This window comes from Psychrobacter sp. SCQQ22 (assembly GCF_015864605.1).
Taxonomy (GTDB): domain Bacteria; phylum Pseudomonadota; class Gammaproteobacteria; order Pseudomonadales; family Moraxellaceae; genus Psychrobacter; species Psychrobacter fozii.
Genome location: NZ_JADYWZ010000001.1, coordinates 176,465 through 200,794 on the forward strand (window position 1 = coordinate 176,465; position 24,330 = coordinate 200,794).

Here is a 24,330-nt window from a genome sequence, read left to right on the forward strand (position 1 = left end):
TAATCGTCAAACAAGCATCAAAATACTTTAATCATTCATAACCATAACTAAGGAAAATATTATGTCAAATTCTAACCCAAACGATACTAAGCTTGAGCAACAACGTTCTGATGCAGCGACTGCAGCGCTCAAAGACCAGACTGAAAACAATCATGCAGCAGATACTGAAGCAGCTGCAGACCGTATTGCTGATAATGTAGAAAGTACGAAAGAAAGCAAATAATTTGTCCAATGTGTTTTCCAGAGTAGAGCCATACTAATGTATTTATAGTTTGCACGTTTCAGTATCAATGAGTGCAATCGCAGTTAGTCCAAAAAAATAATAATTCAGGAGCTAATATGAGTAATTCATCAAACAGTATGGACGAGCAAGAAAAAGAGATTGAAAAGCTTGCAGAAGAGATTAATCCTAGCGAACATAGTACTCCAGCTAGCTTAGCGGAAGTCACTACAGCGGCACCGCTCGGAGATGACCAGCTTGGTGGTAATGCTACTGAGAGCGATATCAAAAAATAAATAGCACTATCAGATGGCTCAGTTTGTAAATGACTAGAGTTTGTAAATGACTAGGTTTGATGTTTTCGATAGAAGCTAATTTAGCCGTAAAACTAATGTGAAAAACTGCTGCGAGTTCAGCAGTTTTTTGTTATAATCAGCGTCACATTTAAATTTAGTTTAGATGGGATATTGTATCCAGTAGACTATTCAAAACGGATGGCTATATTAGATACTGTCTCATAGCAGCTTCATATAAATGATCGTTATAATTAATTGAGCTTGTCGTACACTAGGTCAACTCTAGTAATGCAGGGTTGTCCTGAATGACGTGCAAGTTACTTTATTTACTATTCTACTGCTTTTAAAACGACTCAAATTCGAGTGTATTTTTAAGCTTTTAGCATTGCCGGAGATATTTATGCTAACTAATACTGATCGCGAACAAATCATTGCTCAATACCAACGTGGCGAAAGCGACACTGGTTCACCAGAAGTTCAAGTAGCTTTGTTAAGTGCTCGTATCAACGATCTACAGAACCATTTTAAAGCGCATAAAGCGGATCATCATAGCCGTCGCGGTCTTATCCGTATGGTTAACACCCGTCGTAAATTGCTTGATTACCTAAAAGGTAAAGATCTTGGTCGTTATACCACCCTTATTAGCCAGTTAGGTCTACGTCGTTAATCTAGCGACAACAGTGCGAGTGGCTACCAAATTAAAAAGTGCCCGTATGTGGCATTATTTTAAAGGTTTTGCTAAGCCGCTTAGCATTTGCTCGCTAATATCGATAAAATAGATTTTTCTAAAAACGGTGTGGAATAGTTTCACGCCGTTTTTTTATGCTTATCAGTATGGGCTATTAAGAGTTGTTGTCTTAACTGATATAGCCATCTGAAAGTAAGTAATAAATAGCTGATTAGCGATAACATTGATGGTTTAATCAGAATTGAAATGCGAACTTGCAGGATATGCTCCATTTTGCAATTCATTGGTCAATGACTATAAATCACTGTAAAATAATGCCTAGTAAGTTTTATCATATGGCTGCTAGTTATATAGCGATTATTTACAGAGTGATTGGCTATAGTCTAGCCACTATAAATATAAATACTTAAAGAACACAGAAAATATCATGTATGGTAGTTTTGATCACTGATGCCTTTTGTATGAAGGTCTTTGATAGTATTTATAGTACAACCAAATTTGAACGACCAAATATACGTAAGCGTACGATGTCTATCATAGACATATATATGAGATAAATAGGTAGCGATATTGACCCTAATTGACATCATCCTACAACAGGAGCCTTGTCAATAAACGGCTATATACAAAGAATTTTAATGACAGATATCAGATTTTTATAGCGCTGATATTATTTTTGTCAGTCAACATTAGGAATATTATATGACAATGTTTAACACTATTAAGCGTGAATTCCAATACGGTAACCAGCAAGTTGTTATCGAAACTGGTCGCGTAGCACGTCAGGCAAACTCTATTTTAGTTCACATGGGCGGCGTTACCGTCCTAGTTGCTGCGGTCGTAAAATCAGAAGCCAAAGCAGGTCAAAACTTCTTTCCGCTAACCGTTAATTATCAAGAAAAAATGTATGCAGCGGGTAAAATTCCGGGTGCTTATGGCAAACGTGAAGGCCGTGCGAGCGAGTTTGAGACTTTAACTTCGCGCTTAATCGATCGTCCGATTCGTCCGCTATTTCCTGAAGGCTATGTTAACGAAATTCAGATCACAGCGACAGTCGTTTCATCAGATAAAACTCAATCAGCTGATATCGCTGCACTAATCGGTGCTTCAGCGGCATTGGCTATTTCTGATGCGCCATTCAATGGTCCAGTTGCAGCAGCACGTGTTGGTTTTATCAACGGTGAATACGTACTGAACCCAACCATTGAGCAGCTCAAAGAGAGCGATCTTGATTTGGTTGTGGCTGGTACTAAGTCTGCAGTATTGATGGTTGAATCTGAAGCGGCAGAGCTTTCAGAAGATCAGATGCTAGGCGCGGTATTATACGGTCATCAGCAACAGCAAATCGTTATTGATAATATTGCATCAATGGCAGAAGAGATCGGTACTGCTAAACAACAGTATAGTGCTCCTGAACGCGATCAAGCGCTTACAAGCAGCATGAAAGAGCAGTTCGGTGAGCAAGTTGCAGATGCTTACACTACCACAGACAAGCAAGAACGTTACGCTAAGCTTGACGAAATCAAGCAGTCAATTATTGATTCGCTTGCTGGTGATGCTGAGTCAGAAAGTTATGCTGATACCGTAACTGAGCTTAAAGAAATCTATAACGACCTTAAGTATCGCACGGTTCGTGACAATATCTTGTCAGGTAAGCCACGTATCGATGGTCGTGATCTTGAGACCGTTCGCGCGCTTGACGTACAAGTTGGTGTATTGCCATTCACGCATGGTTCAGCACTATTCACTCGTGGTGAGACGCAAGCATTGGTTACGACCACATTGGGTAACAGTCGTGACGTCAACATGATTGACTCGCTAGGTGGCACTATCCGTGACCATTTCATGCTGCATTACAACTTCCCGCATTTCTCAGTAGGTGAAACGGGTCGTGAAGGTATTCCAAAGCGTCGCGAAATTGGTCATGGCCGTTTAGCACGTCGCGGTGTACAAGCAATGCTTCCAGATAGCGAACGCTTCCCATATGTCATCCGTGTGGTATCAGAGATTACTGAATCAAACGGTTCATCTTCTATGGCGTCTGTTTGTGGTGCAAGTTTGGCATTGATGGATGCAGGCGTACCATTAAAAGCACCAGTTGCTGGTATCGCGATGGGTCTGGTCAAAGAAGGCGAGCGTTTCGCTGTACTATCAGACATCTTAGGTGATGAAGATCATCTTGGCGATATGGACTTTAAAGTTGCTGGTTCTAAAGATGGTATTACTGCGCTTCAGATGGATATCAAAATCGAAGGTATTACGCCTGATATTATGGAGCAAGCGCTTAAGCAGGCCCATGCTGGTCGTATCCATATCCTAGATGCGATGAATAAAGTATTGCCAGAGAGCCGTACTGAAATCAATGCTCATGCGCCTAACTATGCGGTTATCGAAATCAATCCGGACAAAATCCGTGATGTAATCGGTAAAGGCGGCGCGATGATTCGTCAGCTAACTGAAGAAACTGGCGCAGTTATCGATATTGATGACGGTGGCACGATTCGTATCTTTGGTGAAAACAAAGCAGCGACTAAAGCAGCTATTGGTAAAATCGAAGCATTGACTGCTGAAGTTGAAGTCGGTAAAACTTATGAAGGTACAGTTGCTCGTATTGTTGACTTCGGTGCATTCGTTAACGTATTGCCAAACACTGATGGTCTAGTACATATCTCACAAATCGCAGAAGAGCGCGTAGAAAATGTATCAGATTACTTGAAAGAAGGTCAGATCGTTAAGGTCTTCGTTCAAGACGTTGATAACCGTGGTCGCATTAAGCTGACTATGAAAGGTATTGAGCAGAACTAATTTTTAACAATTGGTTTTGTTTAATTTAGTACAAAAGAACCGCTTTGAGCTACTCGTCATGAGTATTCAAGGCGGTTTTTTTATGGGCATTATTCTTAGATTATATAATATTGGACGAGGTTATGACGCTAAACGATTAGATATTAGCTCTACACTCACTGGGGCCAACCGCTGCTAATAATGGTACTTCTCGGTGCTATATTGTCTTAACCACTTCGGCCTATTCCATTTCAAACTTCAATATTTTTAGGCACATGTACGTCGATACGTAACTTAGGCAGATCTTGTAATTTCTCAATCAGTAACGGCAAAATATCAGCATCCCAATCTAAAGGAAGTGATTGCCCTGAACTTCGTGTTTCAGGGTCGTTATTCCGTACACTATTATGTATAAGCGGACGTGCAAGTAGGGCAATTCTACGGATACCTTGATAGCGTATCAAAGGTATGAGCTGCTGTTGACAGTCTGTTACTGCTTCTGTCAACCAACGCATGCGTACCGGGTGATAAGGATGATCTGATATAACAAGGTTGGCGATATAGCTTGGTTGATTGCCATTACTGCTTATGCCCAGTCCAGCTTGCTCAAGTGCACGCTTATGGAGCATACAACTACCCACATTTAAACTACCATCACGGCACGCGCGATAGTAACGTTGATAATTATCAGGAAATAAAGTTTTAGATTTTGTGAGTACAGGATCTAGAAGAATACCTGCCGTATTAACTGGCAGAATAAGTAGTTGTGCGCTACTCGTGAGAATAGGGGCCTGGGTTAATTGTAGAGTCGCCATTGCCAGCCCCTTTATAATAAATATAAATTTATTTGACCTCAGTCTTAACAGTACCACTCGCTTCTAGTTGAGCTATCTGTTGCTCAACCAATGTAATTTGCTCTGCTTTCATGTCAGCCAACTGCTTATTCATAGCAAGTTGTTCAGCCAGTAACTTCTCTTGCTCAACTAAGCGGTTGGTTTCGTCATTGAGACGATCGCTCTCTTCTTTGGCCAAACTGTCCGTTTCTGGTAAAGGCGCGCTCAAAATAGCATCAGGATCAAGCGATTGATTATTTGAAGATACAGGTACATCTGTATCTTCCAAATCGCTCGTCACACTATTAAGTGGCGTAGAAATAGACTCTGTCGCTTCAATTTGTTTTGTGACTGGTAGAGATGTGCTTGTATCAGACAAAGCACTTTTCCAAATCAAGTAACCAATAAATAGCGTTGCTAATATCAATGCTAGCAACCATTTTTTCCAAGATTTAGTAGAATTTTCTTCTGATAGTTTAGTTGATAAAGGACGCATATTTTGGCTTTTCATATTGTAGTCGATTTATGTTAGAAATATAGATAGCCATACTATAGCAAACTCAAAATAAAAAGCCTATCTATTGATAGATAGGCCAGTAGCGATTAGGACTTGACGCGTAATATCAGATAATTAGGATTTGAACTTCACTGTACCACTTGTACCCGTGACCATTGCATCACGAGCCAGTTGATCCTCGAGATGGTTTTTGGCACTGATCGCATCAGGGTCAGGGCGATGCTCTGCGTGCCCACACAAAGTACACTCGATGTATTCATCAGGTGCTGGAGTCACGATATTCACCTGTACTACCGCGTCTATCGCTTGGCATTTTGGACAGCGAACGCCTGCTAAAAACCGACGTTTAGGGCTTGATGATTGGTAACGCATTTAAATCGCCTCGTGAGTCGTTTGAGCATTGGCAGCGTTGATATTTTTAGAGCTATCAAAACCACTATGACGTAATAAAGCATCGATGCTGGCACTACGACCACGGAAGTTCTCAAAATTGGTTTTGGCTGGAAAACTGCCACCAACGGACAGGATAGACTCGCGGAAAGATTTACCTGTGGCTGAGTTAAAAATACCGTCTTCCTCAAACTTACTAAAGGCATCTGCAGATAACAGCTCAGCCCATTTATAAGAGTAATAGCCAGCCGCATAACCACCTGCGAAGATATGGCTGAATCCGTTAGCAAAGCGGTTATAATCAGGCGTTTGCATGATAGAGATATCGCTACGTACTTTGTTTAGCGTTGCTAAAACACCATCATAATCAAGTGCTGGCGAATGCCCATGAATCAATAAATCAAACAGGGCGAATTCGATTTGACGCAGTGTTTGCATGCCGCTTTGGAAGTTTTTGACAGCCAATAGTGCATCGAGTTTGTCTTTAGGCAACGGCTCTCCGGTCTCAACATGACTGCTAATCAGTGCGATACCTTCCGCATCCCATGCCCAGTTTTCCATAAACTGGCTTGGTAGTTCAACTGCATCCCACTCGACGCCATTGACACCAGCGACATCACCGACAGTCACTTGGGTTAGTAGATGATGTAAGCCGTGACCGAACTCATGGAATAATGTCAATACTTCGTCATGAGTCAATAAGCTTGGCTTGCCCGCAAGTGCAGGCGTGAAATTGCCGACCATAAAGCAAATAGGCAGCTGTTGGTGATCTTGCTCATCATAAGTATAACGCGACTGGAAACCACTCATCCAAGCACCGCCTCGCTTACCACTGCGTGCAAATAAATCGAAGTAGAAGCCGCCAAGTAAATGGTCGTCAGCATCAAACAACTGATAAAAACGCACATCTTCATGCCAGCGTGACACAGATTCACTTTTCTCTTGAACTTTTATGCCGTACAAGCGCTCAACAATGGCAAATAAACCATCAATCACTTTTGGTAATGGGAAGTAAGGTCGTATTTCCTCTTGTGACAAGCTAAATTCGCTTTGCTTTACTTTTTCAGCGATATAGGCGCTGTCCCATGATTGCAGGTCATCGATACTATGGTTCTTCGCGTATTTCTGTAGTTGTGCTAAGTCCTGCTTAGCAGTAGGCGTTGCTTGCTCTGCTAGGTCACGTAAGAAGGCTTCAACTTCCGCTACGTTGTCAGCCATTTTGGTCGATAGTGAGACTTCTGCATAATTATCGAAACCTAGTAGTTTTGCTTTTTGCTCACGCAAGCTTAGAATTTGACTCATGATATCAGCATTGTTTAGCGACTCACCTTTAGCATTGGTATGCTTATCAAATTCAGATGCACGGGTAACGTAAGCACGGTACATAGTCTCACGCAAATCGCGATTATCAGCATGGGTCATGATAGCGAGATAGACAGGAATGTTTAAACTTGCCACATAATAAGGCGTTGGTAGCGTCTCAATATCAGCTTGCGTGAGCACATCGCTGGCAAGCTGACGGGCTTTGTATTGCTCACCTGCATCTGCCAATAATGCCAAACCACTTTCGGTCAAACCTGCTAACTGTTCTTTTTGTAAAGGCAGTGCAAATGCTTGTGTGGCATCTAAAACATGGTCAGAGAAGGTTGCCGATAAGGTGGATAGTTTGCTTTGAATGGCCGCAAACTTTTCTTGTTCAGCTTTAGGTAGTGCAACTCCTGATAACTCAAAGCTTCTTAGAGCAAGCTCAATGGCACGTGATCTCGCAGGCTCAAGCGTCGCAAAAAATACTGTGTCATTCACGATCGTTTGATAACGATTAAATAGTGGCTGATGTTGTCCTACACGAGTGCCATAAGCTGATAGTTTAGGCAGTAGTTCATGATGTACATGACGAATTTCATCATTACTCATCACACTGTTAAGATGCGATAGGATACCCCAACTGCGATCTAGCGCGAGATTGATATGATCAAAAGTCATCACATCCTCTAGGGCGGAAGTACTATTATCTATGGTATCTGTCATCGCATCTAAAAATGCATTGGCATTATCGATAGCATCGATAACTTGGCTTTGTAACATACTCGGCGTAGCAGTAGCAAAATCGACAAGCCGTAAGTCTGAAGAAATAGATGTCATAAAGGTATCCGATATTAGTGAATGAATTATTATTAATTAAGTGTGATGTGATAAAAATATTAATTAACCAAAAATGCAGTGCGTTGGCTTTTTAGTATCTTACAGTTTTATAGGTAGGTTATATAAAAGATGGGTTCGATTGATAGAAATACAACCTGAGTACTCATAATATAGAGGGTAAAGGAATGTCGTCGTTGATATACAGAGGATATGGAACAAAAAGCCTCAATGTCTATGGTGATAGAAATCTTTCTATTTACAAAGAACCATCATTTGATTGCAAATTAGTCGTATAGATAGGGTGACCTTACTGTTAGCATCAAAGTAATAGCACAAAAAAATAATCGTTAATGCGTTGATACCCAAGGTATTAAGGTTCTATGTAAGGTATTAAGATTCTATGTATTAAATATCGACTACATAGACTGATATGAAAGTATGTACGGCCTCGAAAGAAAAGTAATAGAACATTAGGGCGTGTCTTCATTTTAAAAATGGTGATAAAAATGAGATAAATTGCCGTCAAACAAGGAAAATGGCGCAGATAATATCGAGATATTGACCAGCTATTTGACGCCATTTGGCAAGATTTAGCCATTTTTAACCCATTTAAATAACTATCGATTGAATTGAGGACACGCCCTAATCAAAGAGGATATGATTAAATTTCCTGACACATGAAAGCAGGCATTTATAAGGCCTCGATTTTTTATCAGTTTTAAAAGCGTACATTGCATAAGTGGTTAGTTATTAATAACTGACACCTAGAAAATCTACAACGTTAAGAGTAAATGATAATAAAACAAGGAGCAATATATGAAAGCAACTCTCAAAAGCTTACGCGAGACCAATGCTAATCCTGCGGTCAGTATTTTTGTCAAGACTCATCGTGAGCATCCTGCCAATGATCAAGATCCAATCGCCCTAAAAAACCAATTAAAAGTAGTCGAAGAACGCTTAACCAATGAATACGACAAGCGTATAGCGACCACGATTCTAGATAATATTCATGCCAAAACCAAAGAGCTAAATCATAACTTAAATCTCGATACTTTAGCTATTTTTGCCAGTACTGAAGATGTGCAAGTGATTCGTATGCCGATCGATACCACTGAGCGCGTTATGATTTCACATCGTTTTGCGACTCGAGATTTGGTGCGTGATATGGCAAGTGCGGTTCATTATTATACGGTAGTGCTAACCCGTGATGGTGCACGTTTAATCGAAGCATCTAATGATCGAGTCATTAGAGAGTTAGGTAAAGACGACGATGTGCAAAACAATATGGATAATATCCCGTTCCCAATCGAAAATAATGGCCTGTATACAACAGGAGATGGCGGCACAGATCGCTCGTCGAACAATGAGAGCAGCTATTTAAAAGAGTTCTTTAACCAAGTAGATAAGAGTGTGCAAGAGCTATGGGGCGAGCATAAAATGCCGCTCGTGGTCGTGGGCGATGCCAAAAATATCGGCTATTATAAAGAAGTATGCGACCGTCCAGATAACATCATTGCCACAGTATCAAATGCAACCAACTTAGAAGATGGCCATGCCCAGCATATCATCGACAGTGTACAAGAAGCAGTAGAAGGCTATCGTACGTCGCTACATCAAGCAGCCATGGGTGAGATTGATAAAGCTCGCGGTGCCAATATGTTACAAACTGACCTACAAGAAATCTATCGTAGCGCGTTCCAAGGGGTGGGTGAGACACTTTACGTGCGCCGCCGATATATCCAGTCTGCTAAAATTGATGAGCAAGCGCAAACATTGAGTATCGTAGATGATGCTACCACCGAAGGTGTCACTGATGATGCAGTAGGCGAAATCATTGAGCATGTCATTCACAATGGTGGTAAAGCGGTATTCTTACCAGAAGAAATCATGGGTGCAGATCAACCGATTGCTTTGGTAACCCGTTACTGATTTGCTAAGACACTCCATCAATGAGAGTTATGTATGAATTAGCCATTGATGGCGGATAGGTATAACATGGAAGCATTGGTTCTATACGAATCAATGCTTTTTTATGTTGATGTGTGTTTGACCCCACATTACTAAATATTTTTGCGATAAATTTTGAAGAAGCACTATCAATCCTTACTTTATAAATACTAAGTCTATGACTAATAAAATGAAAACTACGACCTCTTTTGTTCTAACCAGCTATAACATTCATAAAGGTATGTCGCCATTAAATCGACAAGTCAAAATGCAAGGTATTGCCCAAGCACTTGATATCGTTGGTTCCGACATACTATGTCTGCAAGAAGTGCAAGGTCAAAACCTGAAGCGAAACCTGCAATACAATGAATATCCTGATCAATCACAGCATGAGTGGTTCGGTGAGTATTTACAGCTACAGAATAGCTATGGCAAAAACTCAGAGTACGAGAATGGTCATCATGGCAATGCCGTATTGAGCCGTTTTCCTTTAGATCCAAAACACAATGTTAATATTACCGTCAATAAGCTAGAGCAGCGCGGCGTGTTGCATTGTGAAGTACAGCCGATAGGTTGGGAGAGACCGGTTGTGGTGCTGTGCGCGCATTTGAACTTGTTTGAGCGTGATCGTATCAAGCAATACGAAGCCATTACTAACTATATATGTCATGAAATTTCTGATGATCAGCCCCTGATTTTGGCAGGTGATTTTAATGATTGGAAAAAAATGTCCTGCGATAAGCTGGCCACTAGTCTAGGGATGACGGAAGCCTTTAAACACTGCCATGGTAAGCTGTTGCCAACATTCCCAGCCAAGTTACCTGTACTCAGTCTAGATCGCATTTATGTGCGAAATCTAAAGATAAAGGATGCGTGGGTACACACTGGTAAGCCTTGGTCGACGCTGTCGGATCATCTGCCAATCAGTGCAGAGTTGTCGCTGTTGTAAAATACATCTAAATCCGTTATAAAGTAGTCGTCAGTATGTTTTGAAATTAACGTTTTATTAAAACAATACCAATCAAAATAGTGGGTGCAAAAAACGCCCGATAATATATAAGGATATATAACGATGTCTAATAGCCAACTACTAACGACCCAACATGCTGTACTCATCAATGAGTTCGGTACACCTGAAGTGATGATTTACCAAGACAATGTCGCTGTGCCTGTATTAGAAAATAACCAAGTATTAGTCAAAGTCGCTTATGCTGGTATCAACCCTGTCGATTATAAAACACGTCAAGGAAAAGGTTGGGGTGCTGCCGCTATCCAAAAAGAAAAATTCGATAATAATGAGTCAGCTATTTTAGGTTTCGATGTATCAGGTGTGGTGGTCGATAGTAATAGCGAGCATTTCAGTATTGGCGATCAAGTTGCTGCGCTGACTTTCAATGGTGGTGGTTATGCTGAGTATGTCGCAGTCGATGCCCAGCTACTGGCAAAAGTGCCAGAATCAGTGACATTGGAGCAAGCAGGTGCATTGCCTTGTATCGGACAGACGGCGATACAGTTTGTAGAGTTTGCAGATATTAAAGACGGTGAGCATGTGGTGATCAATGCTCCAGCAGGCGGCGTCGGACATTTATTGATTCAATTACTAATGAATAAAGTGGCGCAAGATAATATCAAGGTGACGGTAATTTGCTCACCAGAAAAATACGCCCAGCTTGATGAATTGATAGATGTATCTAAGCTGACTGGCTGGATTGATTATACTGAGGATGAGGCATTCCCTGAGCTGCAAGCGGATGTGCTACTAGATTTAGTCGGTAATGAAGCAGGTATGCGAGCGCTTGATGTCATGAAGTCTGAAGGTGATGTCTATGTATTACCAACGATTTGGGTTGATAAGCTTAAAGAAGCAGGCAGCCAAAAGAACTTAAATGTGGCAGGTTATAAGTCGCAGCGTAGTGGTGAGGACATGGCTCGAGTTTTACAGCTTGTTGCAGATGGTGCGTTGACGTTACGTATTCAGCAAACTTATCCATTGTCTGACGTGGTTGCGGCTCACCATGAGCTACAAAAAGGCGATGCTTTCGGCAAGATTGTTTTGAAAGTAAGCTAAGACACGCTCTAGACTATATTTAATCTAATGAGAGAGTATTTGTCGAAACGTTAGGCTGATACGTCCCGCTGCAACGGTTTTGGTTTTTGTAATGGTGTGTTTCCAAAATTTTTGCGTATCACCATGCATGACGATTAACTGACCTGACTCAAGATGAAGCTCGACTTTATCTTGGGTTTTTTTATGCTTTAAGATAAATTTGCGTGTGGCACCAAGAGAGAGTGAAGCAATAATTGGCTGAGCACCCAATTCCTTTTCATCATCTGCATGATAGCCCATACCATCAGTACCAGACGGATAATAATTGAGTAAACAAGAATTAAAAGTAGTATCGATGCCAATACTTGATAGCTGTTGCTCGATGTATTGTTTCACGTGAAACACAGAGTCTGTCCATGGAGTGGCATAGCGTGATTGTCCAGAGTAGTGGTAAGTAGTATTGCTTTCACCCATCCAAACGATTTGACGTGTGGTGATATGAGTCTGTCCAAACAATGTCACGATATCAGATTGCCAAGGTAACTCATTTAATAAGCGATCATACAAAGTGTCGCAGTTCTCAACAACAACACCGAAGTCGTTCACATTACCATTATAAGGCAATAGATTGTCAGTCGGTGCAGGGGAGAAGAGGTCAGTCATAAATACGCTTACTTGCTACTTTGATAGTTCTCATTGATGATTTGAGCACATAATTCAGGTGCTTCCATCGGCAACAGATGACCATATTCTGATAGGGATATTATACGGTTGTCCGGTACGAATTTGCGCCACTGCTTACGCACTTTGTCATTGATAAACAAAGTGGGCTTGCCAGTAATCAACGTATAAGGACATTTAAGCTGCTTGAGTGCGCTATCAATATGAGGGGCGCCAAAATAATTGGCGAGCTCTTGCTCGGGCGCGAATATCAAGGTATAGCTGCCATCAGGATTTTTGATTAAGCTTTGCTCAGCGAATATCCGTAAGTGTGCATCACTGATACGTCGATAGGCACGTTGCTCGCGTAAACTCTCATAATAATCATCGATATTTGACCAGATAGATTGTTTGACTAGCGTGCTCTTAAAAGGCTCACGGTTCAGCAGAAGCTTACGTGGCAATAGGTTATATAGTCTGGCTTGTCTTTTAGTAAACGTCACAGGCTCTATTAAATATAGCTGTGAAAACAGTTCCGGGCGTTTGGCCGCCGCGATTGCAGTGGAAGTTGCTCCTTGCGAATGGCCAATACCAACGACAGGCTTGTCTTGTGTTCTTTCTAGGAATTCAATAAGTATCTCGGCATCTTGTTCGCGCGTTAGACGACGACGTTGCGGTTTGTCGTACCAGTAGCCGCGTAAGGCTAGGGATTTGATGTCAAAGTTAGTTGCCAAAGCACCTAGTAGTGGTAGATAGGTGCCAACAGTGAAGCTATTGCCACCATAAAAGTGTGCCGGTACACGTGAGGCAGTGTTTGATGGTACCGACGGAGCAAGCCGACTAAGATTATAGTAGCGCGCTTGTTTTCCACTAATATTAATACTTTTTGCAAATGCTTTCATAAGGTAAACACCTCCTTGTGTCTGATTTTTAATGAGAATTAACCACTTTTAGCCTATTGAGATGACTATCGAGTGAATTGAAGACACGCCCTAGCTGTCTTCACCTAAGAAGCCACCACTTTGACGATGCCATAACCGTGCATAGACACCGTGTAGAGCCAATAGCTCATCATGACTGCCTTGCTCGATAATTCGACCTTTATCCATGACGACCAGTCGATCAAGTGCGGCAATGGTAGAGAGACGATGAGCAATGGCAATGACTGTTTTGCCAGTCATAATGTCATTCAGGCTTTCGGTAATGGCAAATTCAATCTCAGAGTCAAGTGCACTGGTTGCTTCGTCCAATAGTAAAATCGGCGCGTTTTTTAGCATAACACGTGAGATGGCAATACGTTGACGTTGTCCGCCAGAGAGTTTGACACCACGTTCACCGACTTGGGTATCAAGACCAACATTGCCTTTATCATCATATAAGTCTTTGATGAAGTCCCAAGCTTGGGCTTGCTTGGTAGCCGTAATGATTTCTTCATCGGTTGCATCAGGACGGCCGTAAGCGATGTTTTCGCGTACGGTACGATGTAATAAAGAGGTGTCTTGGGTGACCATGCCGATTTGTTGGCGTAGAGACTCTTGAGTAACCGCATCAATCGCCTGACCATCGATCAGGATTTTACCGCTATCAACATCAAAAAAGCGTAATAGTAAATTTACCAACGTTGATTTACCTGCACCAGAGCGGCCAACCAAACCTATCTTTTCACCTGGCGCGATGTCCAAATAAAAGTTATCGAGAAGTTTGATAGTAGAGGTTGCTGGTAACTTTGCTTCGTCTATATTTTGGCTTTCGATATTATCGGCACTGTTATTACTTTCATAGCTAAAATCTACGTCATCGAACACGATACGACCTTTAGATATATCTAGGGCGGGCGCGCTTGGCTGATCGACAATGGTTTGTGGGGCTGATAATGTGCGCATGCCATCTTGTACCGTACCGATACTTTCAAATAAACTGGCAGTTTGCCACATAATCCAACGTGTCAGACCATTCAAACGTAGTGCCATCGCCGTTGCAGCAGCAAATGCGCCCACACCGACGTCTCCTTGCTGCCATAGATATAGACCAATACCAGCAGTACTACTGACCAAAATAACACTGATAAGATGAGTCGAGACTTCTAGATAGCTGACCCAGCGCATCTGTGCATGGACAGTGCCTAGAAACTGCCCCATGGCATTCTTAGCATAACCTAGCTCCCGGCGTGAATGACTAAATAGCTTGACGGTCATGATATTGGCATAAGCATCAGTGATCCGTCCAACCATCAATGCACGGGCATCTGCCTGAACAATGGCAGTGTGTTTTAATTTAGGAATAAAGTACCAAATGCTCAGGGCAACCAAGACGAACCAGATGATAAATGGAATTAATAGTAAGCTGTCTAAGTTGAATAAAATAATACCCGAGGTAATAAAGTAGACAGAGACATACATAAACATGTCGGTAACGGTCATCACGGTATCACGCACGGCTAGTGCCGTTTGCATTACTTTAGCTGAGACACGCCCTGAAAATTCATCCTGATAAAACTGCATTGACTGCCCAAGCATACGCTGATGAAAACGCCAGCGCATTTGCATTGGGAACACGCCTTGCAAGGTCTGAAAATGAATGAACGATGATAAGGCAATCCATAATGGGCTGACTATCATGACTGCTAGCATCATCAGCAGCATATCGCCTTTTTCTAACCATAAATTCTGCGGTGTATATACGCCAAGCCAGTCGACGATATTACCAATCCAAGCAAACAGCATCGCTTCATAGATACCAATACCTGCTGACAACAGCATAAATAGCAGTAGCCAACCGCGTAGACCTTTGGTACACACCCACAGAAATTTAAGCATGCCATCACGAGGTGAGGGTAGCGGCATAGGGGAATCAGGGAAGGCAGGCAGGCGAGTTTCAAAAAAGCGAAATAGAGTATTCATAGGTAGTCATAAAACATCAATAGCAGTACGCCAAAATCAACGGTATCACTCGTTGTTTTGAATCGTTACTTTAGTTATTAGGATTGCTCGCTATTTTAGCAAACTTCACAATTAGACCTGCATGCTAATTGTAATTTGAACGGTATAGGTCAATTAGGGCGTGTCCTCAATTCAATCGATAGTCATCTAAATGGGTTAAAAATGGCTAAATCTTGCCAAACAGCGTCAAATAGCTGACTAATATCTCGATATTATCTGCGCTATTTTCCTTGTTTGACTGCGATTTATCTCATTTTCATCCCCATTTTTAAAATGAGGACACGCCCTAGTTATTAGGTCTTGTCCTCAATTCAATTGATAGCTACGCAAAAATATTTTGTTACATGTTATTATTCTACTCTTTTCGGCAGCTCAAATTTCATATGCAAACTTTCTGGTTTTTGAATTTGCTATTTTTTTGAACTTTCTGATTTTTTGAAAAGTCATCACGCAAAAATAGTCGTTTAACAAGGTAAAAACTCATGGTGTATTTAACGATAGCGGTGTTTTGTAGCGTCGCTGTTTCAGTGTTATTAAAGATTTTACGGCAAAAAAACATAGATATACGTCAGACCATCGTTGCTGGTTATCCAGTGGCTTGTTTATTAACTTGGCTTTTGCTAAAACCAGATATAAGCGGGATGAGTACCCTTGGTAGCGCATGGGGTGTGATTGGCGCTCTCGGTATAATGCTACCTGCTGTGTTCATTATCCTTGGTCGGACAATCGAAGCAGTGGGTATGGTCGCGACCGATGCAGCACAGCGTCTATCATTAATTATTCCTATCGTGGCCTCTTTCTTATTGTTTGGTGAGCTGATCACGGGTACGCATATATTGGGATTGGCGTTAGGATTTCTGGCATTAGCAGCTTTGGTCTATCGTCCACAGCATGCTGAGATTAGTCAGCACGCTAAACGTACTCCACTTTGGTTGTTTGGCGTATGGGCGGGCTATGGCATCATTGATATCTTATTCAAGCAGGTTGCCAAACAAGGCACTGCTTTTCCACTCACGCTATTTGTCAGTTTTGGGTTAGCAGGTTTATTACTGCTGATTTATTTACTGGTTACTCGCGTGCGCTGGCAAGGAAATGCGCTTGCGGCAGGACTGTTATTAGGTACGCTTAATATGGGTAATATCTATGCCTATGTACGGGCCCATCAAGTAATGCATGACTCTCCCAGTATCGTCTTTACTGGTATGAATGTTGGCGTTATCGCAGTCGCCACTTTGATTGGTGTTGGGGTTTTTAAAGAGCATCTTAATCGTATTAATGTATTAGGTTTATTATTAGCGATTTGTTGTGTGGCGCTACTGTTTTTAGCATAAAAAGTTATTCTAAAGACGTGAGTGTGATGACGACTTTATGAAAGCGTTAACCGATCAGATATAGGCGTAAAGAGCGTCCTATGTTAAGGTTGTCTACAAACAGCAAGGCTGATATAAGTTGACAAAAAGCAGTTGGTTTTGTGACACTTGACCTCAATCAATAAAAATAGGATGCACTCTTAATGGAATACGAAAAACAATTACAGCGCGTAAAAACCAGTTCAGGTTTCATCGCAGCACTTGACCAAAGTGGCGGTAGCACACCAAAGGCGCTAGAAAACTATGGTGTCACAAGTGATGATTATGACAATGACGAAGCTATGTTCGACTTAGTCCATGAGATGCGTGCCCGTATGATGACTTGCACCGCTTTTGATAACGAGCGTGTCCTTGGCGCGATTTTATTTGAAGATACCATGGAGCGTGAGGTCAATGGCAAATCAACGGCTAACTATCTATGGGAAGATAAGAATATCGTGCCATTTTTAAAAGTGGATAAAGGGTTGGCTGAGCAAATGAATGGTGTGCAAGTTATGAAGCCAATGCCGAACTTAGACCTATTATTAGACAAAGCAAAAAATTATCCCGTCTTTGGTACTAAAATGCGCTCAGTAATCTATGAGCCAAATGTCGATGGTATCGAGCTAGTCGTGCAGCAGCAATTTGATGTCGCAAAGCAGATCATCTCAAAAGGTTTGATGCCCATTGTTGAGCCTGAAGTAGATATCAATAGTAGCAAAAAGCATGAGTGCGAAGTTATATTGAAGACTAGTATTTTGCATAATCTGGAGCGTTTGAACGATGAGCAGAAAGTCATGCTCAAACTGACATTACCAGAGGAATCTGGTTTTTATCAAGAACTGATTGATCATCCAAAAGTATTGAAAGTCGTGGCATTGTCGGGTGGTTATAGCCGTACCGATGCTTGTAATAAGCTTAAGCAAAACCCAGGTATGATTGCGAGCTTTTCACGTGCCTTTACTGAAGGTTTGAGTAAGCAACAGAGTGATGAAGCATTTACCAGTGTCATTGATGCGTCAATCGAAGAGATTTATGAGGCGTCGAAGGGTTAAAGTTAAAGATTGAAAGCGAATTTGTAATCCCAGTAAATGTCATGTTTACTGGGATTTTTTTATAGTTTTTATTATCAATGAATAGTAAACTTGTGTTTATTTTTAATAAAGCTTGGAGATATTGTGTTTCGACTTACTATCATAGGGTTGTTGTTACTAAGTTGGACTGTTTCTAGCCAAGCTATGGAACCAGTCACCTATTCAGGAACTTGGGCAAGTGCTGCTTATTTCAATAAGAGTATTGATGTCATATCAGAGTCGGTCGACATCGACGTTATAGAAGATACTAATAATGATAGTTATACGGTAACCTATGAGCTATATAACAATCGTGAAGGTCTGCAATTCCCATTAGTGTTTGAGGTGTTCGATGGTTTGGATAGTTTGAGCAAAGTGGTGATTTCGAAATCTCTATAGATGGTCAATCAGTGCCTGTTGAGGTACTTGCCGAAGATGATACGGTGCTTGATACGGCTGACTTTTATTACTCGCCTACAGATACAGACGGTCAAACGTTTAGAGCAGAGTCTAAATATATCAACGTAGATTTATCACAAGGGTTGCACACTGTCATAGCTACTTATGATGCCCATCCACACTATTATGGTAGTGATTGGACGGCAAGACATATCTATTCATATAGCTTAAAGCCTATGCAGCAGAGTGATACACAGAGCCAGCTATTTCAAGGTTCAACGGTCACTCTAAATTTTGATGGTGATACTGACCATGTCACTGTCAATATCGATAATGAAGAAGCGGCATTATCGGTGAATCAACCATTATATTTCAACGATAATCTTGCGAAAGAGACTGATTTTATTATTCAGAAACCACTGAGTCCATTGGCTAATGTTTTAACGGCAGCCTCGCCATTTATAGCTTTCATTGCGTTGTTTGCGCTAGGTATATTACATTTACTCATGATGAGTCGACGTGAAGAAACTCAGCCTGAGAATCGTTGGGTCGTTATACTGACCGGCGGATTCCTAGTCCCTTTTCTTAGTTTGATAGCCTACTATATCTTTCTACTGGTAACGGACATAGTCATTGGTAAAGGTGCAACGGGAGAAAGTCGAGCTTTATTCTCTATTTGGGTCCTGCCATTAGGTTATATGGTGTTGACACCTATCTATCTGGTGATTAGCTTTGTGGCATTTATAGAGATTAAAAGGAAGAATATAAAAAAAGCTTGAACCCAGTGGTTGGATTCAAGCTTTTTAAGTTAATCAGTTTCTAGTAAGTAAAGCGCTACACCTCTTTATACAACTGACGTCCTTCACTATTATACTTTTCGGTCATCTCCGCCATGCCTTGACGAATTTCCTCAGCACTGGCTTCACCAACTTGATGAACCAGCTCAGTATCCACGTCTTAAATCAGATGAAGAGCATCCGTAAAGTTACCCGTTTAAGACGTGACTTTTTGATTAGTGGCATCTTTATTCAGCCCCGCCGCATAATCCCGTACGTTTTGAGTGATTTTCATCGAGCAAAACTTAGGGCCACACATCGAGCAAAAGTGGGCAACTTTGTGAGCGTCTTTTGGCAACGTTTCGTCATGGAACTCACGTGCCGTATCTGGGTCAAGCGCTAGATTAAATTGATCGTCCCAGCGGAATTCAAAACGGGCTTTAGATAATGCATTATCACGAGATTGCGCACCTGGATGACCTTTAGCAAGATCAGCAGCGTGAGCCGCGATTTTGTAAGTAATGATGCCGTCTTTAACATCCTTTTTATTGGGTAGACCCAAATGCTCTTTTGGTGTGACATAGCAGAGCATGGCTGTACCAAACCAGCCAATCATCGCAGCCCCTATAGCACTGGTGATATGGTCATAGCCCGGCGCGATATCTGTCGTTAATGGCCCCAAAGTATAAAATGGCGCGTCAGCACACAGCTCAAGTTGCAAATCCATATTTTCTTTAATACGGTTCATTGCCACATGCCCAGGTCCTTCAACCATCACCTGCACATCATGCTCCCATGCCACTTTGGTCAGCTCACCCAAGGTTCTGAGTTCGCTAAATTGCGCTTCGTCATTGGCATCTTGCAAGCAACCTGGGCGCAGACCATCACCCAAACTAAAGGCCACATCATAGGCTTTCATAATCTCGCAGATGTCTTCAAAGTGCGTGTACAAGAAGCTTTCTTGTTGATGCACCATGCACCACTGCGCCATGATAGAGCCGCCGCGCGATACAATGCCTGTTAGACGTCCGGCAGTCATTGGCACATAATCTAACAGCACACCTGCATGAATGGTGAAGTAATCCACCCCTTGCTCAGCTTGCTCGATCAACGTATCACGGAAGATTTCCCACGTCAGGTCTTCTGCCACGCCGTCGACTTTTTCTAATGCTTGATAAATTGGTACGGTGCCAATCGGTACTGGCGAGTTACGAATCAACCATTCACGGGTTTCGTGAATATGGTTGCCAGTAGATAAATCCATGATGTTATCCGCACCCCAACGCGTGGCCCATGTCATTTTAGACACTTCTTCATCGATAGAAGAACCTAGTGCTGAATTACCGATATTGGCGTTGATTTTCACCAAAAAATTGCGTCCGATAATCATCGGTTCAGATTCTGGATGGTTGATGTTGTTTGGAATAATCGCGCGACCTGCCGCTACTTCGCTACGCACAAATTCAGGGGTGATAACCGTCGGCGTGTTAGCACCAAAGTTCTCACCATCGTGCTGACGCATATCGGTCAGCTCATGCTGTTTTTGTGTTTCGCGAATGGCGATGTACTCCATCTCTGGGGTGATAATACCGCGACGTGCGTAGTACATTTGCGTGACGTTGCCAGCTTTGCCATCGACCTCTTTGGCACGGCGAGGTTTATCAATATGAGCAAATCTAAGGTTGGCAGTACTGATATCGCGGGCGCGTGCCAGTCCGTATGAACTAGACAATCCGCTTAATTGTTCGGTATCCCCACGCTCAGCAATCCAGCCTTCACGTAGTTTCGGCAAGCCTTTTGTCAAATCAATCTCGACATTGGGATCGGTATAAACACCTGATGTGTCATAGACATAAAATGGTGGGTTCTGCTCCCACTCACCTTCAGAAACGCCCTGTATAGGAGTAGGGTCAAGGGTGATTTCGCGCATGGGCACTTGAATATCAGGGCGTGAGCCTTCGATATAAACTTTACGAGAGGCGGGAAGTATCCGGTGCAAATCGCGGGCATCTTCTTCGAAGCGAGCATCACTTGCTGTGCGATGAGCAGGCGTTTTTAGCGCGTCTGCTTTTTTATCGGCTTTACTGTTGGTCGTTTGAGCTGGCTCTGAAGTCAGAAGAGTATTGTCAGCTGGGATATGGGTCTTTGCTGCTTGTACATTAGAAGTCGTCATATGCTGTCCTAGCGTGTTGGTTTTTGAATAAAATCAACACCGCCAGTAGCTGCGGGGGTAGCATTTGTAATTTTGGCAAATTCAGTTCATGAGCATCATTCGCGACTAAAACTGAGTGATATAGTCGTGAGTGATACTCATCAAACGTTGGACGCAGCTTTGTATCATTCTTCACTATTTAGTAGTACATCACACACACTAAGATAGTAATGAAGATGAAAAGGCATTTCTGCACGTCCCTTGCTATAAATAACAAAGTGCTTAAGACTTCCCTGCGTCGGTACTAACCGCATCAGGTTCGGCGGGTGATCTCTCAGCGAATGTATCAAGGCGATGACTTTAATAAAGCAAGTTTAGTAAAGCTAGCCAATAATACACCGCACCCCGAGTCTGTCAGTGTTGTGAATCACCTTCATACTAACAAAATTCTGCTATGAGGGCTAATGGTATTTGGCCATAGGTGTTCCATCTACATAGCAGATTTCAAATCTGTGATAAGCACAGAACATGAACTCCCTTCGATAAGCGCTCTTTAATTATTACTTAATAAATGCGCTGTAATAAGTAGGCGCATCTTTATTCTTCTAAGACTTTTCAAATTGCACATTTATTACAGCAAATGAAAGATTCATAAGGTTGTCATTAAACTGTCATAAAAACTTGTCAAGATAGCACGCATGTCACAAACAATGCTTTTTTGTATCGTTGTTAAACTTTAGGAGTCTTACATGCGTTATTCGTTATTAGCAGTGGCCGTTAGTTGTACATTAGTGCTTACGGCATGTAATAAATCGACTGAAACGACAGAGTCAGCTGCTGATAGTAGCGCTGTCAGCACTGAGGCAACCACTCAGACAGCATCTTCTTCTACAGCAGGTTTTAAATCTGCTGAGAATATCGCAATGAACATCACGGGTGCAGGCGCATCGTTCCCGCAGCCTATCTATGCCAAATGGTCTTATGACTACAATGGTGCGACTGGTGGTCAAGTCAATTATCAATCAATTGGCTCATCTGGTGGTATCAAACAAATTCAATCAAAAACTGTCGATTTCGGCGCTTCTGATGCACCGATGACGCCTGAAGAGTTAGACGAAGCAGGCTTGATTCAGTTTCCAACCGTTATCGGTGGTGTTGTACCTATCGTAAACATCGATGGTGTTGAGCCTGGTCAATTACAGTTAGACGGTACAACGTTAGCAGACATCTATTTGGGCAAAATTAGCAACTGGAATGATCCGGCTATCAAAGCAATGAACCCAGATTTGACCTTGCCTGATGCTGCTATTACTACCGTATTCCGCTCAGACGGTTCAGGTACAACCTTTAACTTCACTGATTATTTAGCAAAAGTGTCAACGGACTGGAAAGACAGCGTCGGCGTTGATAAGACTGTGAAATGGCCAACCTCTGCTACCGGTGCGGGCGGTAAAGGTAACGAAGGCGTATCAAGCTACGTAAACCGTATGAAAAACTCTATCGGCTACGTTGAGTATGCCTACGCTAAGCAAAATAAAATGTCACACACAGCGCTGAAAAATGCCGCAGGTAACTTCGTACAACCTTCTGCAGAAACCTTTGCAGCGGCTGGTGATATCGACTGGTCACAGCAAGAAGGCTTTTATAAAGTTATTACCAACTCTGAGACTGAGCAAGCATGGCCTATCGCTGCTGCGACCTTTATTTTAGTACATAAACAACCAGAGAATCCTCAGCAAGTGGCTGGCGTACTGAACTTCTTTGATTGGGCTTATACCCAAGGTGACGATGATGCCATGGCACTAGATTACGTTCCATTCTCTGATACGGCTGTTGCCTTATTCAAAGCCAAATGGAATGACGTAAAAGGTAGCGATGGACAACCAGTCTACAAGCCAGCTCAGTAACTGGTATCTGCTAAATCGGCTTTAGCACGTTACGAGTTACCCTCTCGAGTAATTATTCTCCGGTAGTTATTTGAGAGGTTTTATCACAGTAAGTTTGAGCCTAAGCTTGCTGTGATAAAACCCAATAAAGATTTCTAATATTTTGACTCAACCCTATTCAATGCTGAGACACTTATGAATGATTTAAGGTCCCAATTGGCTAAACAAAAACGTTACGATTTTTTGTTTGTTAATGCAACCAAAGCTTTTGCCATTCTTGTTCTAATGTCTTTAGGTGGTATTTTAATCTCATTGATAGTCGGCGCATGGCCGAGCATTCAAGCATTTGGTTTGGGTTTTTATACCAGTAATAACTGGGATACAGTTGCCAATGAGTATGGTGCATTAGCGCCTATTTACGGCACGTTAGTGACATCGTTTATTGCTATCTTAATTGCGGTTCCAGTCAGCTTTGGTATTGCCATATTTTTAACTGAGATGTGCCCAAAGTTCTTAAAAAAGCCCCTTGGTATCGCTATTGAGCTATTGGCTGGTATCCCTTCTATCATTTACGGTATGTGGGGATTGTTTGTCTTTGCGCCTTTCTTTGGTGATCACATTCAGCCATGGTTCATTGAGCACATTGGCCCACTGCCTATCATCGGTAAACTATTTGCAGGTGCGCCAATGGGACTAGGTATGTTCACAGCATCCCTTGTACTTGCCATCATGATTATTCCGTTTATCGCAGCCACCATGCGTGATGTTTTTTCGGTTGTACCAGACCTGTTGAAAGAGTCGGCTTATGGAATGGGTGCGACCACTTGGGAAGTCATGTTCAAGATTATCCTGCCTTATACCAAAGCAGGTGTGGTAGGTGGCGTCATTTTGGGATTGGGTCGTGCATTGGGCGAGACGATGGCAGTCACTTTCTTGATTGGTAACGCCTTCAACATCAGTCCAAGTCTCTTTACGTCAGGCGTGACGATTACGTCAGCCTTGGCGAATGAATTTGCAGAAGCGTCGAGTGAGCTACATTTGGCTTCCTTACTACATCTGGGCTTAATCTTGTTTGTCATTACCTTCATCGTGCTATCGCTCGCTAAGCTGATGCTCATGAGTATGGATAAAAAAGCAGGTAATCGCTAGTTGCTAGATTGCCTTAGTTTGATTGAGTCAGTTCGAGTGAATCAATCAGTTAAGTGTCGATGGTTATTGGTATTGATAAAAAT

21 protein-coding genes and 1 riboswitch are annotated in these 24,330 nt (G+C 42.1%); of the genes, 13 read left to right on the forward strand and 8 right to left on the reverse strand.

Annotated elements, in window-relative coordinates; translation table 11 throughout:
• The first annotated feature begins 61 nt into the window (after positions 1 to 61).
• The 4 genes from I6E84_RS00770 (at position 62) to pnp (ending at position 4,009) form a co-directional block, all read left to right on the forward strand.
• Positions 62 to 223 carry a hypothetical protein gene (locus I6E84_RS00770; protein WP_197215504.1) on the forward strand — a complete coding sequence of 54 codons (162 nt, stop codon included), beginning with the start codon at positions 62 to 64 and terminating at the stop codon, positions 221 to 223.
• 116 nt (positions 224 to 339) lie between these two features.
• A complete protein-coding gene (locus I6E84_RS00775; RefSeq protein ID WP_197215506.1) occupies positions 340 to 516 on the forward strand; it encodes a hypothetical protein in 177 nt (58 codons plus the stop codon).
• 400 nt (positions 517 to 916) lie between these two features.
• Positions 917 to 1,183, forward strand: coding sequence for a 30S ribosomal protein S15 (rpsO, locus tag I6E84_RS00780; RefSeq protein WP_110922066.1), 267 nt, complete (start codon positions 917 to 919; stop codon positions 1,181 to 1,183).
• Between the two features lie 723 nt (positions 1,184 to 1,906).
• The gene (gene pnp / locus I6E84_RS00785; RefSeq protein ID WP_197215508.1) at positions 1,907 to 4,009 is read left to right on the forward strand and encodes a polyribonucleotide nucleotidyltransferase; all 2,103 of its coding nucleotides are present in this window, start codon (positions 1,907 to 1,909) and stop codon (positions 4,007 to 4,009) included.
• 230 nt (positions 4,010 to 4,239) lie between these two features.
• Here pnp and I6E84_RS00790 read toward each other — a convergent pair whose 3' ends face one another.
• The 4 genes from I6E84_RS00790 to I6E84_RS00805 all read right to left on the reverse strand — a co-directional run bounded on the left by I6E84_RS00790 (position 4,240) and on the right by I6E84_RS00805 (position 7,870).
• Positions 4,240 to 4,803 carry a hypothetical protein gene (locus I6E84_RS00790; RefSeq protein ID WP_197215510.1) on the reverse strand — a complete coding sequence of 188 codons (564 nt, stop codon included), beginning with the start codon at positions 4,801 to 4,803 and terminating at the stop codon, positions 4,240 to 4,242.
• Between the two features lie 28 nt (positions 4,804 to 4,831).
• Complete coding sequence (locus I6E84_RS00795; RefSeq protein ID WP_197215512.1) at positions 4,832 to 5,332, reverse strand: hypothetical protein; 501 nt, start codon at positions 5,330 to 5,332, stop codon at positions 4,832 to 4,834.
• A gap of 120 nt (positions 5,333 to 5,452) precedes the next feature.
• Positions 5,453 to 5,710 carry a YheV family putative metal-binding protein gene (locus I6E84_RS00800; RefSeq protein WP_110922062.1) on the reverse strand — a complete coding sequence of 86 codons (258 nt, stop codon included), beginning with the start codon at positions 5,708 to 5,710 and terminating at the stop codon, positions 5,453 to 5,455.
• Positions 5,711 to 7,870 (reverse strand): M3 family metallopeptidase, encoded by a 2,160-nt coding sequence (locus I6E84_RS00805; protein WP_197215514.1) that lies wholly within the window; start codon positions 7,868 to 7,870, stop codon positions 5,711 to 5,713.
• 816 nt (positions 7,871 to 8,686) lie between these two features.
• Here I6E84_RS00805 and I6E84_RS00810 point away from each other — a divergent pair.
• The 3 genes from I6E84_RS00810 to I6E84_RS00820 all read left to right on the forward strand — a co-directional run bounded on the left by I6E84_RS00810 (position 8,687) and on the right by I6E84_RS00820 (position 11,885).
• Entirely contained in the window at positions 8,687 to 9,799 is a 1,113-nt protein-coding gene (locus I6E84_RS00810) for a hypothetical protein (RefSeq protein WP_197099593.1), read from the forward strand.
• Positions 9,800 to 10,007: 208 nt separating this feature from the next.
• The gene (locus I6E84_RS00815) at positions 10,008 to 10,766 is read left to right on the forward strand and encodes an endonuclease/exonuclease/phosphatase family protein (protein ID WP_197099595.1); all 759 of its coding nucleotides are present in this window, start codon (positions 10,008 to 10,010) and stop codon (positions 10,764 to 10,766) included.
• Positions 10,767 to 10,889: 123 nt separating this feature from the next.
• Complete coding sequence (locus I6E84_RS00820) at positions 10,890 to 11,885, forward strand: NADP-dependent oxidoreductase (RefSeq protein WP_197215516.1); 996 nt, start codon at positions 10,890 to 10,892, stop codon at positions 11,883 to 11,885.
• Positions 11,886 to 11,909: 24 nt separating this feature from the next.
• On the opposite strand, the gene I6E84_RS00825 is transcribed toward I6E84_RS00820, so the two are convergent.
• The 3 genes from I6E84_RS00825 to I6E84_RS00835 all read right to left on the reverse strand — a co-directional run bounded on the left by I6E84_RS00825 (position 11,910) and on the right by I6E84_RS00835 (position 15,424).
• The gene (locus I6E84_RS00825) at positions 11,910 to 12,527 is read right to left on the reverse strand and encodes an alpha-ketoglutarate-dependent dioxygenase AlkB family protein (RefSeq protein ID WP_197215518.1); all 618 of its coding nucleotides are present in this window, start codon (positions 12,525 to 12,527) and stop codon (positions 11,910 to 11,912) included.
• A gap of 8 nt (positions 12,528 to 12,535) precedes the next feature.
• A complete protein-coding gene (locus tag I6E84_RS00830; RefSeq protein WP_197215520.1) occupies positions 12,536 to 13,426 on the reverse strand; it encodes an alpha/beta fold hydrolase in 891 nt (296 codons plus the stop codon).
• 90 nt (positions 13,427 to 13,516) lie between these two features.
• Positions 13,517 to 15,424, reverse strand: a complete 1,908-nt coding sequence (locus I6E84_RS00835; RefSeq protein ID WP_197215522.1) for an ABC transporter ATP-binding protein — start codon at positions 15,422 to 15,424, stop codon at positions 13,517 to 13,519.
• 521 nt (positions 15,425 to 15,945) lie between these two features.
• Between I6E84_RS00835 and I6E84_RS00840 the strand changes: the two genes are divergently transcribed.
• From I6E84_RS00840 to I6E84_RS00855, 4 genes are all read left to right on the forward strand, one after another.
• Positions 15,946 to 16,794, forward strand: a complete 849-nt coding sequence (locus tag I6E84_RS00840) for an EamA/RhaT family transporter (protein WP_197099601.1) — start codon at positions 15,946 to 15,948, stop codon at positions 16,792 to 16,794.
• A gap of 182 nt (positions 16,795 to 16,976) precedes the next feature.
• Entirely contained in the window at positions 16,977 to 17,867 is an 891-nt protein-coding gene (locus tag I6E84_RS00845) for a fructose bisphosphate aldolase (RefSeq protein ID WP_197215524.1), read from the forward strand.
• A 123-nt stretch (positions 17,868 to 17,990) separates the two neighbouring features.
• Positions 17,991 to 18,284: a hypothetical protein gene (locus I6E84_RS00850; RefSeq protein ID WP_197215526.1), complete on the forward strand. Its 294-nt coding sequence runs from the start codon at positions 17,991 to 17,993 to the stop codon at positions 18,282 to 18,284.
• 11 nt (positions 18,285 to 18,295) lie between these two features.
• Positions 18,296 to 19,063, forward strand: a complete 768-nt coding sequence (locus tag I6E84_RS00855) for a hypothetical protein (protein WP_197215528.1) — start codon at positions 18,296 to 18,298, stop codon at positions 19,061 to 19,063.
• 214 nt (positions 19,064 to 19,277) lie between these two features.
• On the opposite strand, the gene thiC is transcribed toward I6E84_RS00855, so the two are convergent.
• Positions 19,278 to 21,233 carry a phosphomethylpyrimidine synthase ThiC gene (thiC, locus tag I6E84_RS00860; RefSeq protein ID WP_227681253.1) on the reverse strand — a complete coding sequence of 652 codons (1,956 nt, stop codon included), beginning with the start codon at positions 21,231 to 21,233 and terminating at the stop codon, positions 19,278 to 19,280.
• 252 nt (positions 21,234 to 21,485) lie between these two features.
• Positions 21,486 to 21,630, reverse strand: a riboswitch (TPP riboswitch).
• Positions 21,631 to 21,961: 331 nt separating this feature from the next.
• On the opposite strand from thiC, the gene pstS reads away from it, so the two are divergent.
• The gene (gene pstS / locus I6E84_RS00865; protein ID WP_197215530.1) at positions 21,962 to 23,119 is read left to right on the forward strand and encodes a phosphate ABC transporter substrate-binding protein PstS; all 1,158 of its coding nucleotides are present in this window, start codon (positions 21,962 to 21,964) and stop codon (positions 23,117 to 23,119) included.
• Between the two features lie 174 nt (positions 23,120 to 23,293).
• A complete protein-coding gene (pstC, locus tag I6E84_RS00870) occupies positions 23,294 to 24,247 on the forward strand; it encodes a phosphate ABC transporter permease subunit PstC (RefSeq protein ID WP_197215532.1) in 954 nt (317 codons plus the stop codon).
• Positions 24,248 to 24,330 lie beyond the last annotated feature (83 nt).